This window comes from Streptomyces scopuliridis RB72 (assembly GCF_000718095.1).
In the GTDB taxonomy this organism is placed as follows: domain Bacteria; phylum Actinomycetota; class Actinomycetes; order Streptomycetales; family Streptomycetaceae; genus Streptomyces; species Streptomyces scopuliridis.
In genome coordinates this window covers 37,507-52,102 of sequence record NZ_JOEI01000028.1, presented here as the reverse complement: position 1 = coordinate 52,102, position 14,596 = coordinate 37,507, and the positions used below count along the sequence as shown (strand labels likewise).

Sequence of the window (14,596 nt, the reverse complement as noted above, 5' to 3'; positions counted from 1 at the left end):
TCTTCGGCGTTTCAGGTCGTTTCGGATCGGCCGGCGGAATTGGCTTGTCGGGTTTGTGTCCGTCGCTCTCGGCCGGGTCGGGCTTCCCGCTGTGACTGCCGCCCATCGGTCTCCCCTTCGCACGCTGACGTAACTTGCTGTAATCAGAGGCTATCGGTGCGCCAGGTATGAGAGAAAGGGCGCCACCGCTGCTTGCGGTGGCGCCCTGTAGTGCGTACGGAGCGTTACAGGCGCTCGGGGGCGCGGATGCCCAGGAGCGCGAGGCCCTGGTGGAGCGTGCGGGCCGTGATGTCGCAGAGGAAGAGGCGGTTCTCGACGAGCTCCGCCGGGTTGTCGTCGCTCAGTACGTGGCACTGGTCGTAGAACGTCGTGAAGTGCGACGCCAGTTGGTACAGGTACGCGGCGAGCTTGTGCGGTTCGTACGCCGACGCGACCTCCGCCAGGACCTCGCCGAACTGGTCCACGTGCAGGCCCAGTGCCCGCTCGGCCGGGGCCAGGTCCAGTTCCGGGTGGGCGGCCGGCTTCGCGTCGCCCGCCTTGCGCAGGATCGACTGGATACGGGCGTACGCGTACTGGATGTAGACGGACGTGTCGCCATTCAGCGAGACCATCTGGTCCAGGTCGAACTTGTAGTCGCGGGCGGCGGACGTGGACAGGTCGGCGTACTTCACCGCGCCGATGCCCACCTGGCTGCCGCGCTCGGCGATCTCGTCCTCGCTCAGGTCCTTCGCCTTTTCCCGTACGACCGCCGTCGCCCGCTCGACCGCCTCGTCCAGCAGGTCCACCAGCCGTACGGTCTCGCCCTCACGGGTCTTGAACGGCTTGCCGTCCTTGCCGAGGACCGTGCCGAAGGCCAGCTGGACGGCGTGGACCTCGTCGTTCAGCCAGCCGGCCCGGCGGGCGGTCTCGAAGACCATCTTGAAGTGCAGCGACTGGCGCGCGTCGACCACGTACAGCAGGGTCGTCGCCGACAGGTTCCGCACCCGGTCGCGGATCGCGGAGAGGTCGGTGGCCGCGTAGCCGTAGCCGCCGTTGGACTTCTTGACGATGAGCGGGACCTTGTTGCCGTCCGGGCCCTTCACATCGTCGAAGAAGACACAGAGCGCGCCCTCGGAGCGGACCGCGACCCCGGACTCCTCCAGGATCCGGCAGGTCTCCTCCAGCATGTCGTTGTAGCCGGACTCGCCGACGATGTCGGGGTCGCGGATCTCCATGTCGAGCTGGTTGAAGACCGAGTAGAAGTAGATCTTCGACTCGTCCACGAACCGCTGCCACAGGGCCAGCGTCTCCTTGTCACCGGCCTGGAGGTGCACCACCCGGTCCCGGGCGCGCGCCTTGAACTCCGGGTCGGAGTCGAAGAGCGTCCGCGATGCCTTGTAGAGCCGGTTCAGGGAGGACATCGCCTCCTCGCCGGAGGTGGCGGCGCCCTTGTGGTCCAGCTCGTGGGGGTGCTCGATCAGATACTGGATGAGCATGCCGAATTGCGTGCCCCAGTCGCCGATGTGATGGCGCCGGACCACCTTCTCGCCCGTGAACTCCAGGATCTCCACCATCGCCGCGCCGATCACGGCGGAGCGCAGATGCCCGACGTGCATCTCCTTGGCCACGTTCGGCTGCGCGTAGTCGACGACGGTCGTGCCCGGGTCCGGCTCGTACGGGACGCCGAGCCGGGCGTCCGCCGCGCGGGCCGCGAGGGTCTCGATGATCGCCCGGTCCGTGATCGTGATGTTGAGGAAGCCGGGGCCGGAGACCTCGATCTCCTTGATCACGTCATCGGCGGGGAGCGATGTCACGACCCGTGCCGCCAGCTCGCGCGGGTTGCCCTTGAGCTGCTTGGCGAGCGCCAGGAGACCATTGGCCTGGAAATCGGCCCGGTCGCTTCGGCGGAGCAGCGGGCTCGCGGGACCGGCCTCCGGCAGGGCTGCCGAGAGGGCGTCCGCGATGCGCTGATCGACGGTCGAAGCGAGGGAAGTGACCGAGGCCATGGGCTGGTGCCGTTCCTGTTGGGTGCGGAGGGAAGTCCTGCCCAGTATCCCATGGGGTAACAAGCCATTTTCGCTCTCCCGGGGGTAGCTGGGAGAATGGCAGCCGCCGGAAAGTTTGGGCGTACCAGAAAGAAGAAGGACGTGCCGATCGTGGCTCAGAGCACCGAGACCGACTGGGTCTCCCGTTTCGCGGACGATGTCATCGCCGAGTCGGAGCGACGTGCCCCGGGCAAACCGGTCGTGGTCGCGTCCGGACTCTCCCCCTCCGGCCCCATCCACCTGGGGAATCTCCGCGAGGTCATGACCCCGCACCTGGTCGCGGACGAGATCCGCAGGCGTGGGTACGAGGTCAGGCATCTGATCTCCTGGGACGACTACGACCGCTATCGCAAGGTCCCGGCCGGCGTTCCGGGTACGGACACGTCCTGGGCCGAGCACATCGGCAAGCCGCTGACGTCCGTGCCCGCCCCGGCGGGGTCGGCGTACCCGAACTGGGCCGAGCACTTCAAGGCGGCGATGACCGAGGCGCTGGCCGAGCTGGGCGTCGAGTACGACGGCATCAGCCAGACCGAGCAGTACACCTCGGGCGCCTACCGCGCGCAGATCCTGCACGCGATGAAGCACCGCGCGGACATCGACGCGATCCTCGACCGGTACCGGACCAAGGACAAGGCACCGGCCAAGGCGGCGAAGGGGCCCCAGAAGAAGGTCGAGGAAGCCGAGCTGGAGGCCGTCGAGGGCTCGGGCGCGGCGGCCGAGGACGACGGCAGCGGCGGGGCCGCCGGCTACTTCCCGTACAAGCCCTTCTGCGGCGGCTGCGGCAAGGACCTCACCACCGTCACCGCGTATGACGACGAGACGACCGCGCTCACGTACACCTGCACGGAGTGCGGCTTCTCCGAGACCGTGCTGCTGAGCGAGTTCAACCGCGGCAAGCTGGTCTGGAAGGTCGACTGGCCGATGCGCTGGGCGTACGAGGGCGTGATCTTCGAGCCGTCCGGGGTCGACCACTCCTCGCCGGGGTCCTCGTTCGTCGTCGGCGGGCAGATCGTGCGCGAGATCTTCGACGGCGTCCAGCCGATCGGCCCGATGTACGCCTTCGTCGGGATCTCCGGGATGGCGAAGATGTCGTCCAGCAAGGGCGGCGTGCCGACCCCGGCCGACGCGCTGAAGATCATGGAGGCGCCGCTGCTGCGCTGGCTCTACGCGCGGCGCAGGCCCAACCAGTCGTTCAAGATCGCCTTCGACCAGGAGATCCAGCGGCTGTACGACGAGTGGGACGCGCTGGAGCGCAAGGTCGCCGACGGTTCCGTCCTGCCGGCCGACGCCGCCGCGTACTCCCGCGCCACGAGCACGGCGGCCGGTGAGCTGCCGCGTACGCCGCGCCCGCTGCCGTACCGCACGCTGGCCTCGGTCGTGGACATCACGGCCGGTGCCGAGGAGCAGACCCTGCGGATCCTCAGCGAGCTGGACCCGGCCCGGCCGCTGGCCTCGCTGGACGAGGCGCGCCCCCGACTGGACCGCGCCCAGAACTGGATCACCAGCCAGGTGCCGGCCGAGGCGCGGACGATCGTGCGCTCCGAGCCGGACCAGGAACTGCTGGACTCGCTCGACGCGCAGGGGCGCGAGTCGCTGCGGCTGCTGCTGGAGGGCCTGGACAGCCACTGGTCGCTGGACGGGCTGACCACGCTCGTCTACGGCGTGCCGAAGATCATGGCGGGCCTGGCCCCCGACGCCAAGCCCACGGCCGAGCTGAAGACCGCGCAGCGCTCGTTCTTCGCGCTGCTCTACCGGCTGCTGGTCGGCCGGGACACCGGGCCGCGGCTGCCCACGCTGCTGCTGGCGGTGGGCGCGGACCGGGTGCGGAAGCTGCTCGGCGGCTGAGGCTGAGGCCCGGTTACGGCTGCTGACGCAGGAGGGCCCCCGCCCGCGTGGGTGGGGGCCCTTCGCTGTGACCGGGTGCGGCCGTGGACGGGCTCGGTCTGCCTACGCGATGTACTCGTCGTCCAGTTCCGACTGGTAACGGGAGCGGAAGTCCTTCAGATACGGCCGGAGCGAACTCTCGGTGAGCGGGCCGCCGGTGCGGCCGGTGATCCCGTACAGATCGACCAAGTACAGCCCGAACTGGCGGCTGTTGGGGAAGTCGCCGTTCTCGCTGATGTACTTGCGGAAGGCGCTGAAGTACGCCTCCTCGCGGGAGAGGTCGTCGGGGAGGGCGGGGACGGGCAGTTCCTCGGGCTGGTCCTGGACGGGGGCGGGTTCGGCGTACTGCGGCCGTTCCGGCTCCGGGGCCGCGTACGGGCCCTCCACGCGCTGACTGGGCACCCCGCCGAGCGGGCGGCTGCGGCCGGGGCCGGCGGGGATCATCACCGGCGCGGGTTCCGGGCCTTCGGTGTACGCGGGGTTGTAGGTGCCCTCGTACGCGGCCTCCTGCACCTGCGGGGCCGCGAACCAGGGGCTTGCCTGGGACTGGGGCTGCTCGCTTTGGGGCTGCTCGGTTTGGGGCTGGGGTTGCTGCTGGGCCTCGGGGTGCTGGGGGTGCGGCTGCGGCTGCTGGGGATCCTGCTCCTGCTTCCGCAACTGCGGCGGTATCTGCTGCTGTTGAGGTTGCGGCTGAGGCTGTTGCTGGGGCTGCGGTTCCGTCTGCTGCGGGGGCGGGGACGGGTCCGCAGCGGGTATCTCGCCCCGGCCCTGCGGGAGTTCGGCCACCGCGGGCGCGGGCGGCAGCAGCACCGGCTCGATGCCGGCGGCGGCCAGCCCCGACGGCGCGGTGTCGGCGAGCGGTACGCCGTACTTCGCGAGCCGGAGCGGCATCAGCGCCTCGATCGGCGCCTTGCGGCGCCAGTTGCGCCCGAACCGCGCCTGAAGGCGCGACTGGTAGATGAGCCGGTCCTGTTCGAGCTTGATGACCTGCTCGTACGAACGCAGCTCCCACAGCTTCATCCGGCGCCACAGCTTGAAGGTGGGGACGGGTGAGAGCAGCCAGCGCGTGAGCCGCACGCCCTCCATGTGCTTGTCGGCGGTGATGTCCGCGATCCGGCCGACCGCGTGGCGCGCCGCCTCGACGGAGACGATGAAGAGGAGCGGGATCACCGCGTGCATCCCGACGCCCAGCGGGTCCGGCCAGGCGGCGGCGCCGTTGAAGGCGATCGTCGCGGCCGTCAGCAGCCACGCCGACTGGCGCAGCAGCGGGAACGGGATCCGCATCCAGGTCAGGAGGAGGTCGAGCGCCAGCAGGACGCAGATGCCCGCGTCGATACCGATCGGGAAGACCAGGGAGAACGTACCGAAGCCCTTGGCCTCGGCGAGTTCGCGCACGGCGGCGTAGGACCCCGCGAATCCGATCGCGGCGATGATCACCGCTCCGAACACCACGATCCCGATGAGAATCCGGTGCGTGCGTGTCAGCTGCATCGCGGCCACCCGCGATCTCCTCCCGTATTCGGCCTGTATGGGGCGTCAGGTACTCGACAACAACCACTCGACGACCCGACACCCGGCGGGCACAGCCTGGCACATGTGTGCGGACGGCGTGGCGCGGGGAGCGCCTCAGCTCGCCTTGGCCGACTCCGACGGGGCCTTGGAGCTCTCTCCGGCGCCCGGCGCGTCCGCGGAGCCTGCGGCGATCGCCGTCACGGCCTCCTTGGCAGCCTTCTCCGCGTCCTTCGTCAGATCGGCGGAGCTGGGCGACTTCGCGCCCGCGTACCCGGCGCCGTTGTACGTGAGGGTGATCACGACATTCTCCGCGCGGGCCACGACCGTGGCGTACGCGAAGTCCTCGTCGGTCTTCTTGAGGGTGTACGTGACCAGCGTCGCCTGGTCGCCGATACCGGCCGTGGCGACAGACTTCAGGCTCTTGGCGCCCGCCGTGCCCTGGGCCCCGGCGACCTCCTTCGCGTAGTACTCGCCGGCGCGCTTGGCGCCGCTGCCGAGCGTGGCGTCGGAGTCGTACCGCATGAGGGAGACATCGAGCCAGCGGTACTGCGAGCCCTTGACGCCCTTGTCGTCCAGACCGTTCCAGGAGCAGCTGCCGCGGGTCTCGATGTCGCTGGACTTGCCGGACGTACCGCCCTTGTTCTTGACCTTGGGAACGAGCGAGCCGACCGTCTTCGCGTCGATCGTGTCGCAGGCGTCGGGGAGCCCGCTGTACTTGGCCGGCGTCACGGTCGGGGTCGGCGAGGTGCTCGGGCTCGACGAGGAGCCGTCGGCGTCGCTCTTGCCGCCGGAGTCGGACGAGCAGCCGGCGACGACGAGCATCACCGGAACGGCTGCGCAGGCGAGTATGCGGGTGAGTCGCGAGGCTGAACGGTGCATGGTTCCTTCAGTCGGTCGGTTGTCGTACGGTCCGATCGGCCACGGTAACCGCCGAGCCGGGTCCGCGGGCTCCCGGAGCCGGAGTCCGTGCCCCGCGCGGCCGGGGCGGGCGGTGGGGACGGCGGCGGCTATTCGTTGAGCTGCTCGTTGAGCGTCCGGGCCAGTCCCTGCGCCTTGTCCTGCAGTTCTTTGCTGTCGGGGACCACGGTGGGGTGGGCGGGCTGCTCGGTGTACCGGACGGTCACGATCACGTTCGATGTGCGGAACACCACGCTCACCGAGCGCTGCTGAGCGGCCGCGCCGGGGCGGGCGAGGACATCGTCCAGGAAGGCGGCATCGCCGAGGCTGTCCAGAACGCGCGGTTCGAGGCCGTCGGGGGTCGTGCCGTCGGACGGCGTCCCGGACGGGGTCCCAGAAGGGCTTCCGGAAGCGGAGGGGGAGCCGGTCTGCGTGGTCGTGCCGGGGGCCGTGTCCGTACCCGTACCCGTACCCGAGGTGGAGGGCGTGCCGCTCGGCGTCCCGGAGGCCGGGGACAGCCCCGCGGCCGTCTCCTTCTTCGTGTAGACCTCCTGCGCCCGGTCGGCGTCGCTCACGGCCGGGTCGTACGACACGACGCGTTCGAGGTCGATCATCAGCTGATTCGACGCGTCGGGGGAGGTGGCCTTCCAGCTGCATCCGACGCGGCGGTCCGTGTCGTATGTCACGGAGGCCGTGCCCTGGTACACCTTCGTCTGCTGCTCCTCGGGGAGCGAGGCGGCGCCGGGCAGGAGATCCTTGAGCATGGAGCGCGGTACGGAGCCGCAGGGCTCGCGGAGCGTGCGGTACTTGCCGGGCTGAGCGGTGGTGGCGGTGGTGGGGCCGCCCGGCTTGGTGTCGGTGACGGTGCCGTCCGCGGCGCCGCCCCCCGAGCAGCCGGCGACCAGGGCCACGAGGAGCGCCGCCAGGCCGGGTACGTACGCCTTGCGCGCCTTTGGCTGCACGGTCCCGGGCTCCCTTCTGTGCGGGGTTCCGCGCGGGGCTCCACGCGAAAACTGCTTGCCGCCGGATGACGGTCGATGGACACAATGTCTATCGCACGCAACGCCGTCGATGCTGGTCGGCTGTCTCTTTTGACGGCCCTGGTTCCGGCTTTTGCGTTATGTGACTTTCGGGGGAATCGAGGGGTTATGTCGTACGTAGAGATGCCGGGCGCGCAGGTGCCGATCCGGATGTGGGCGGATCCCGCGACGGTCGAAGAGGGCGCCATGCAGCAGCTCCGGAATGTCGCCACACTGCCCTGGATCAAGGGCCTCGCCGTGATGCCGGACGTGCATTACGGCAAGGGCGCGACGGTCGGTTCGGTGATCGCGATGCACGGAGCGGTCTGCCCGGCGGCGGTCGGTGTGGACATCGGGTGCGGGATGTCGGCGGTGAAGACGTCGCTGACGGCGAACGATCTGCCCGGTGATCTGTCGCGGCTGCGCTCCAAGATCGAGCAGGCGATTCCGGTGGGGCGTGGCATGCACGACGACGCGGTGGATCCGGGGCGTCTGCACGGATTCCCGACGGCCGGGTGGGGTGACTTCTGGGAGCGGTTCGACGGAATCGCCGATTCGGTCAAATTCCGTCAGGAGCGCGCCATAAAGCAGATGGGAACGCTCGGAAGCGGGAACCACTTCATTGAATTCTGTCTCGACGAGTCGGATTCGGTCTGGCTGATGCTGCACTCCGGATCCCGGAACATCGGCAAGGAACTGGCCGACCACCACATCGGCGAGGCCCAGAAGCTGCCGCACAACCAGGGGCTGATCGACCGGGATCTGGCCGTCTTCATCGCGGACACCCCGCAGATGGCGGCGTACCGGAACGACCTCTTCTGGGCGCAGGAGTACGCGAAGTACAACCGCGCGATCATGATGGCGCTCTTCCAGGACGTGGTCCGCAAGGAGTTCAAGAAGGCCCGGGTGACCTTCGAACCGGTCATCTCCTGCCACCACAACTATGTGGCCGAGGAGCGGTACGAGGGCATGGACCTGCTGGTCACGCGTAAGGGCGCGATCCGTGCGGGCAGCGGCGACTTCGGCATCATCCCGGGCTCCATGGGTACGGGTTCGTACATCGTGAAGGGCCTGGGGAACGAGGCGTCGTTCAACTCGGCCTCGCACGGCGCGGGCCGGAAGATGAGCCGTAACGCCGCCAAGCGCCGGTTCTCGACGCGGGACCTGGAGGAGCAGACGCGGGGCGTGGAGTGCCGTAAGGACGCCGGCGTCGTGGACGAGATCCCGGCCGCGTACAAGCCGATCGAGCAGGTCATGGAGCAGCAGCGGGACCTGGTACAGGTGGTGGCGAAGCTGAAGCAGGTCATCTGCGTGAAGGGCTGAGCGGCAGCCGTGGTCCGCGGCCGGGCACGTACGATGGCGACGTGACGATGCGCGAGACCGTCCACAAGGCCGTCGACGTGGGCGATGCGGTCCGTGCGGTCGATGTGAGTGTTGACGCGATGATCGAGGACCTCAGGACACTCGTCGAAATCGAGTCTCCGTCGCGCGACCTCGACGCCCTGACGGCATCGGCCGCGGCTGTCGCCGCTCTCATCGAGAGCCGCCTCGGCGGGCGGGCGGTCCTCGTCGAGAGCGAGGCCGGGCCGCACGTCCACTGGTCGGCCGGCGGCGATCCGAAGGTACTGATCCTCGGCCACCACGACACGGTGTTCCCGCTCGGCACCCTCGCGCGCCGCCCGTTCATGGCCGAGGAAGGGCATGCGACCGGCCCCGGGGTCTTCGACATGCTCGGCGGTCTGGTGCAGGCCGTTCATGGTCTGGCGACGCTCGACGACCGGTCGGGCGTCGAGATCCTGGTGACCGCCGACGAAGAGGTCGGCTCCCGCTCCTCCCGGGCCCTCATCGAAGAGCGAGCCCTTGCCTGCGGCGCTGTGCTCGTGTGCGAGGGCGCTGCGGAAGGCGGAGCCCTGAAGACCGGTCGTAAGGGCTGCGGCACGTTCCAGGTCTCCATCACGGGCCGGGCCTCGCACGCGGGCCTTGAGCCCGCGGCCGGGGTCAACGCGCTGATCGAGGCAGCACACCAGGTACTGGACATCGCGGCGCTCGGCCGGCCCGAGATCGGCACGACCGTCACCCCGACCGTCGCGTCCGCGGGAACCCTGGACAACGTCGTTCCCGCGGAGGCGACCGTCATCGTCGACGTCCGGGTCGAGTCGGCCGACGAGAAGGAACGCGTCGAGTCGGCGTTCGCGGCACTGACTCCGCATCTCGACGAGGCGGAGATCACGGTCCAGGGAGCTGTCAGCCGGCCCCCGATGCCCGAGTCGGCGTCGGCCGAACTCTTCGCGGTGGCCGAGCGGCTGCTTCCCGGCCTCGAAGGCAGGGCGGTCGGCGGCGGAAGCGACGGCAACTTCACGGCCGCGCTGGGCGTGCCGACACTCGACGGCCTCGGAGCGGTCGGGGGCGGTGCCCACGCCGACCACGAGTATCTGGTGATCGGGGCCATGGCGGAGCGGGCGCACCTTGTCGCCGGACTGGTGAACGCGATTCGCAAGACATGAACGCGATTCGCCACACATAGCGGTGTGGTCCCGGCCCTGGCCGCCACGGGCGTCACAGCTCGCGGTGGACCTTGGAGTTGGACGCCTGGGCGCGGGGGCGTACCACCAGCAGGTCGATGTTCACATGGCTCGGGCGCGTGACCGCCCAGGTGATGGTGTCGGCGACATCGTCGGCGGTGAGCGGTTCGGCGACGCCCGCGTAGACCTTCGCCGCCTTCTCGGTGTCGCCGTGGAAGCGGGTGGTGGCGAACTCGTCGGTCTTGACCATGCCGGGCGCGATCTCGATCACCCGGACCGGCGTGCCGACGATCTCCAGGCGGAGTGTCTCGGCGAGGACATGGGCGCCGTGCTTGGCCGCGACATAGCCCGCGCCGCCCTCGTATGTGCTGTGGCCGGCGGTGGAGGAGAGGACAAGGACCGTGCCATCGCCGCTCGCGGTGAGGGCGGGCAGCAGTGCCTGGGTGACATTGAGCGTGCCGAGGACGTTCGTCTCGTACATCTGGCGCCAGTCCGCGGGGTCGCCGGTGGCCACCGGGTCGGCGCCGAGCGCGCCCCCGGCGTTGTTGATCAGTACGTTCACGGAGGGGAAGCGGTCCAGCTCAGCGGCGAAGGCGTCGACGGCCGCGCGGTCGGTGACATCGAGGGCGTACGCGGTGGCGCGCTGCCCGGCGGCGGTCAGTTCGGCGGCGAGCGCCTCGATACGGTCCTTGCGGCGGGCGGTGACGATGACGTGGTAGCCGGCGGTCGCGAGTTGGCGGGCGGTGGCGGCGCCGATGCCGCTGCTCGCTCCGGTGATGACGGCGATGGTCCCCGCGGCGGTCATGACGTACTCCTCGCGCGTGTGAGCGATGATCGATGTCGGACACGGCCAGGATAGGCAGGGTGCGCGGGCGGGTGCCCGTGGTGTCCGGAGCGCGGACCTCAGGGGTGGTGGGGCGCGGTGCGTCAGTGGCCGCGGGGCGCGTACATGATCACCGCCATACCGGCCAGACAGATCAGCGCTCCGGTCACATCCCAGCGGTCCGGGCGGTAGCCGTCCGCGACCATGCCCCACGCGATCGAGCCCGCGACGAAGACCCCGCCGTACGCGGCGAGGATGCGGCCGAACTCGCCGTCGGGCTGGAGCGTGGCGACGAAGCCGTACGCGCCGAGCGCGATGACCCCGGCGCCGATCCAGATCCAGCCGCGTCCGCCGCCGGTGCCGTCGCCGCGTACCCCTTGCCAGACGAGCCAGGCGCCGCCGATCTCGAAGACGGCGGCGAGCGCGAAAAGGGCGACGGAGCGGAGCACGAGCATGGGGACAGCGTGTCATGTGGGTGACCGAGTGCGCGCCGGGCCCACAGCCGGCCCGATTCGCGGTGTGATGATCGGTATGTTCCCGCCATGGGTGTCAAGCGCAAGGCGTTGCTGGTGGCGGTGTCGGCCGTCACGGCGGTGGTGATGGGAGCGGGTCCCGGCGTCGGAGCCGACGCCGGGACCGACGGCGTCCGGGGTGCTGTCGTACCGGAGGCCGATCTCGCGCACCACGGACATGTGTCGCTGTGGAGCGACCAGTTGACGGTCCGCTTCGAGTCCGAGAACCACGGCCCGTCCGCGCTCGCGGACGCGACCGTGCGGCTGACCTTCTCGGTGGCCGTCGCGGCCGGCCGGAGCCTGCCGGCGAACTGTCTGTGGGGCGGGGACCGGGTGGTCCTCTGCCGTACGGGTCAGCTCCGGGCGGGCGCGCGGAGCCAGGAGACGGCTCTCGACCTGAAGGCGGTCAGCCGGCCGGTCGAGGCGGTCGTACAGATCGACACCGCCTGGAACGGCGGCGCGAGCGACCCGAACCCCGAGAACCACCGGCACCGGGTGCTGGCCCCGGCCACCGGGGACCCGTACGTCTTCTGACCGCGCGCGGACAGCCGTCCGGCCAGGGCCTACGCGGCGGCGTCGCCGAATTCCCGTACCGCGTCCTCGACGATCGCCGCCAGCCTCGCGTGGTGCGCGCCGCGCCAGTACACCCGGCCGCAGAACGTGCACTGGGCGAAGACGTCGTACGAACGCTGGGTGCCGTGCTCCAGCTGCTCCTGCACGGACTCCTTGTCGGCGGGGCCCAGGCCGCCGTTGCAGGCGGTGCAGCGGGTCCAGGGCGCGAGGGCGGGCGCGAAGCGTTCCAGGACATCCCGGAGCTGGTCGTCGGGGCGGTCGCTGTAGATATACGCCCCGGCCCAGATCTCGCGGCGCCGCAGCAGCCCGCGGTCCCGGGACAGCATCACCCGGCGCTCGGCGGCGGAGAGGGTGGCCAGGGCCGGATCGCCGAGGTCCTCGTTCTCGTACGCCGCGTCGACGCCGAGCAGCCGCAGCCGTCGCGCGAGCGTGCCGAGATGGACATCCAGCAGAAAGCGCAGGGGAGCGCCGGGCACCCGCTGGGGGCGGCTCACGGCCCGTACCTCGACGGATTCGCCCGCGGCGGGGATGTGCGAGACCGGCACCTCGCGGCCGTCCACGAGCAGCGGTCCGGCCTCGGTGAGCGGGACACCCAGCGATTCGATGGCGTGACCGAGCGTGGACGCCCCGTCGGTGAGCAGGCACGTACGTCCCTGACGCCGCTCCGCGGGGAGGAAGAGGCGCAGCTCAGGGGCGAAATCGATCTGGATCTCCGGTCCGTTCACGTCGTCAGGATGCCATCGGACGCGGGGGCCGGGCCAGGGCTTTCCTGGCCCTCCGCGCCGGGCGTCAGGTCCAGCCGCCAGTCGTTGGCGCGCATCAGATGCCCCTTCGGGAACTCGACCTCGCACGGGCCCCGGAGCGAGAACCCCACCCGGCCGCACAGCGCGTTCGACGACCGGTTGCCGACGGACGGGAAGGCATGCAGATAGCGGTACTTGCTCTCGGCGCGCGCCTTCTCCACGACGGCCGCCGCTGCCGCCGCCGCGATGCCGCGCCCCTGATGGGCGGCGAGCACCCCCCAGCCCGTCTCGTATATCTGTCGGCCCTGCCAGGTCTGCTCCCAGAACCCGATCGTGCCGACGGCCTCGCCGGCGGGCAGCAGCACGATCCGGAACATCCGGCCCCGGCCCGTCCGGTCCGCGCTCAGGTCGACGTACCGTCTGTGCCGCGTGAGCAGCTGGTCCTCGGTCTCGGGGCCGCCCAGATGGCTCATCAGCTCCGGCGCGTTCATGGCGCGGAGCAGACCGAGATCGCCCTCGGCCCAGGGATCCAGCCGTACCCGCGGTGCTTCACTCTCCATGTCACGCACTGTAGGGCGGGGGTCTGACATCGGGGCGTCCGGCTGCCGGTGGTCTGGCGTACGCCGTCGGGGGCACACCGACCGTCGCCGTGAAGTCCCGTACGAGATGGGCCTGATCGCTGTAGCCGAGCTCGGCGGCCAGCTCCGCCCACTCCACCTCCGTACCCGTTTCCGACTCCGCGCGCTCCAGCGCCTCGTGAATGCGGTACCGCAGGATCACCCACTTCGGTCCCACCCCCACATACGCGGCGAAGAGCCGTTGCAGCGAGCGCACCGACACCCCCTCCGCCTCGGAGAGCCGGGCCACGCGCCGGATCGTGCGGTCGGTACGGATCCGGTCCGCCACCGCCATGGCGTGTGCCGCCCGCGGGTCCGGGCGCGGGCCGATGCCCAGCAGATACGAGTCGAGCGCGGCCACCCGCGCGTCCTCCGGGGCGTCGGGCGGGCCGAGCACCGCCGCGATGTCCGCGTCCGTCGCCGGCATGACCTCGGCGATCGGCACGCGCCGCCCCGTCCACTCCGATACGGGCCACCCCGGCGCGAACGGCCGGAAGCCGCCCGGCCTGAACTGCACCCCGCACACCCGGCCCCGCCCCGCCAGCTTCTGGGTGAACAGCTCCAGGCCGACGCCCGCGACCTCGGCGAAGGCCGGGCTGTCCGCCCCGGGGCCGAACCGCTGGAACACCACATTGACCGAGGGATGCGGCACGACATGGGAGGCGTAGGGCTGGTCGAGATCCCAGTCGATCAGCCAGTAGTGCTCCAGATACGGCCGCAGGGCCGGAGCGGGCTCGCGGCGCCGGAACCGTACCCGCGCGAAGAGCCCGGGGGCGTCGACGATGCCCCGGGTGTCACGCCGTGGTCCTGCCATGCCCGGATCCTATGTCGCGTTTCTTCAAGACGCCGGGGAGCGCCGTTTCCTACGGTCACGGCCATGAACGACACCATCAGCAAGCTGCTGGAGGCGGCGGCGGACCGTACCGTCACCGTGGTCCGGAACATCACCGACGACCAGCTCACCGCGCCGACCCCGTGCGCGGAGTACGACGTACACGCCCTCGTCGACCATCTCTTCCAGGTCATCGTGAACTTCCAGGCGCTGGCCGCCAAGAAGGACTCCGACTTCGGCGCCGCCCCCGAGCATCTGACGGGGGCGTGGCGCGACCGGTTCGCCGACGAGACCGTACGGCTCATCGCGGCCTGGGACGCGCCGGGCGCCGAGGAGGGCACCTCGGGGGCGATGGGGATGCCGGCCAGGACGGTGGGCGCGATGGTGGTCGGCGATCTCGCTGTCCACGGATGGGACCTGGCGCGGGCCACGGGGCAGCCGTACGAGCCGGACGCGGCGCTCGTCGGGATGCTCGGGGCGGAGTTCGGGGCGCTGGCTCCGACGGCGCGGAAGATGGGGGTGTTCGGGGAGCCCGTGCCGGTGGGCGAGGACGCGGGTCCGTTCGAGGCGCTGCTGGCCATGACGGGGCGCGACCCGGGCTGGAGCCGTCCGTAGATCGTTCATGGCGCGTCCGTAGC

Annotated in this window: 14 protein-coding genes; 5 read left to right on the top strand and 9 right to left on the bottom strand. The window is 70.5% G+C overall.

Annotated elements, in window-relative coordinates; all coding sequences use genetic code 11:
• Positions 1-224: 224 nt before the first annotated feature.
• Positions 225-1,985 (bottom strand): arginine--tRNA ligase, encoded by a 1,761-nt coding sequence (argS, locus tag IF11_RS0129090; RefSeq protein WP_030354737.1) that lies wholly within the window; start codon positions 1,983-1,985, stop codon positions 225-227.
• Positions 1,986-2,126: 141 nt separating this feature from the next.
• On the opposite strand from argS, the gene lysS reads away from it, so the two are divergent.
• On the top strand, positions 2,127-3,869 hold the full coding sequence (gene lysS, locus IF11_RS0129085; protein ID WP_030354736.1) for a lysine--tRNA ligase: 1,743 nt from the start codon (positions 2,127-2,129) through the stop codon (positions 3,867-3,869).
• 102 nt (positions 3,870-3,971) lie between these two features.
• Here the strand turns inward: lysS and IF11_RS0129080 are convergent, their stop codons facing one another.
• From IF11_RS0129080 to IF11_RS0129070, 3 genes are all read right to left on the bottom strand, one after another.
• The gene (locus IF11_RS0129080) at positions 3,972-5,408 is read right to left on the bottom strand and encodes a DUF2637 domain-containing protein (protein WP_030354735.1); all 1,437 of its coding nucleotides are present in this window, start codon (positions 5,406-5,408) and stop codon (positions 3,972-3,974) included.
• Between the two features lie 126 nt (positions 5,409-5,534).
• Positions 5,535-6,299 carry a hypothetical protein gene (locus IF11_RS0129075; RefSeq protein WP_030354734.1) on the bottom strand — a complete coding sequence of 255 codons (765 nt, stop codon included), beginning with the start codon at positions 6,297-6,299 and terminating at the stop codon, positions 5,535-5,537.
• Between the two features lie 128 nt (positions 6,300-6,427).
• Positions 6,428-7,279 carry a hypothetical protein gene (locus tag IF11_RS0129070; RefSeq protein ID WP_030354733.1) on the bottom strand — a complete coding sequence of 284 codons (852 nt, stop codon included), beginning with the start codon at positions 7,277-7,279 and terminating at the stop codon, positions 6,428-6,430.
• Between the two features lie 186 nt (positions 7,280-7,465).
• Between IF11_RS0129070 and IF11_RS0129065 the strand changes: the two genes are divergently transcribed.
• Positions 7,466-8,659 carry an RtcB family protein gene (locus tag IF11_RS0129065; RefSeq protein ID WP_030354732.1) on the top strand — a complete coding sequence of 398 codons (1,194 nt, stop codon included), beginning with the start codon at positions 7,466-7,468 and terminating at the stop codon, positions 8,657-8,659.
• A gap of 47 nt (positions 8,660-8,706) precedes the next feature.
• The gene (locus IF11_RS0129060; protein WP_051746339.1) at positions 8,707-9,840 is read left to right on the top strand and encodes a M20 family metallopeptidase; all 1,134 of its coding nucleotides are present in this window, start codon (positions 8,707-8,709) and stop codon (positions 9,838-9,840) included.
• Between the two features lie 52 nt (positions 9,841-9,892).
• On the opposite strand, the gene IF11_RS0129055 is transcribed toward IF11_RS0129060, so the two are convergent.
• Positions 9,893-10,663, bottom strand: coding sequence for an SDR family NAD(P)-dependent oxidoreductase (locus tag IF11_RS0129055; protein ID WP_030354730.1), 771 nt, complete (start codon positions 10,661-10,663; stop codon positions 9,893-9,895).
• 122 nt (positions 10,664-10,785) lie between these two features.
• Positions 10,786-11,136, bottom strand: coding sequence for a YnfA family protein (locus IF11_RS0129050; protein WP_030354729.1), 351 nt, complete (start codon positions 11,134-11,136; stop codon positions 10,786-10,788).
• An 87-nt stretch (positions 11,137-11,223) separates the two neighbouring features.
• Here IF11_RS0129050 and IF11_RS0129045 point away from each other — a divergent pair, with 87 nt between their 5' ends.
• Positions 11,224-11,727, top strand: coding sequence for a hypothetical protein (locus IF11_RS0129045; protein ID WP_030354728.1), 504 nt, complete (start codon positions 11,224-11,226; stop codon positions 11,725-11,727).
• A 29-nt stretch (positions 11,728-11,756) separates the two neighbouring features.
• Here the strand turns inward: IF11_RS0129045 and IF11_RS0129040 are convergent, their stop codons facing one another.
• Genes IF11_RS0129040 through IF11_RS0129030 form a run of 3 tightly spaced genes read right to left on the bottom strand, consistent with a single transcriptional unit; the run spans position 11,757 to position 13,940 of the window.
• Positions 11,757-12,491 (bottom strand): Mut7-C RNAse domain-containing protein, encoded by a 735-nt coding sequence (locus IF11_RS0129040; protein ID WP_030354727.1) that lies wholly within the window; start codon positions 12,489-12,491, stop codon positions 11,757-11,759.
• Positions 12,488-13,069 (bottom strand): GNAT family N-acetyltransferase, encoded by a 582-nt coding sequence (locus IF11_RS0129035; protein WP_051746338.1) that lies wholly within the window; start codon positions 13,067-13,069, stop codon positions 12,488-12,490. The genes IF11_RS0129040 and IF11_RS0129035 overlap by 4 nt, the downstream gene beginning before the upstream one ends.
• 1 nt (position 13,070) lies before the next feature.
• The gene (locus IF11_RS0129030) at positions 13,071-13,940 is read right to left on the bottom strand and encodes an AraC family transcriptional regulator (protein WP_051746334.1); all 870 of its coding nucleotides are present in this window, start codon (positions 13,938-13,940) and stop codon (positions 13,071-13,073) included.
• 63 nt (positions 13,941-14,003) lie between these two features.
• Between IF11_RS0129030 and IF11_RS0129025 the strand changes: the two genes are divergently transcribed.
• Positions 14,004-14,573 carry a TIGR03086 family metal-binding protein gene (locus IF11_RS0129025; RefSeq protein WP_030354724.1) on the top strand — a complete coding sequence of 190 codons (570 nt, stop codon included), beginning with the start codon at positions 14,004-14,006 and terminating at the stop codon, positions 14,571-14,573.
• Positions 14,574-14,596: the final 23 nt, after the last annotated feature.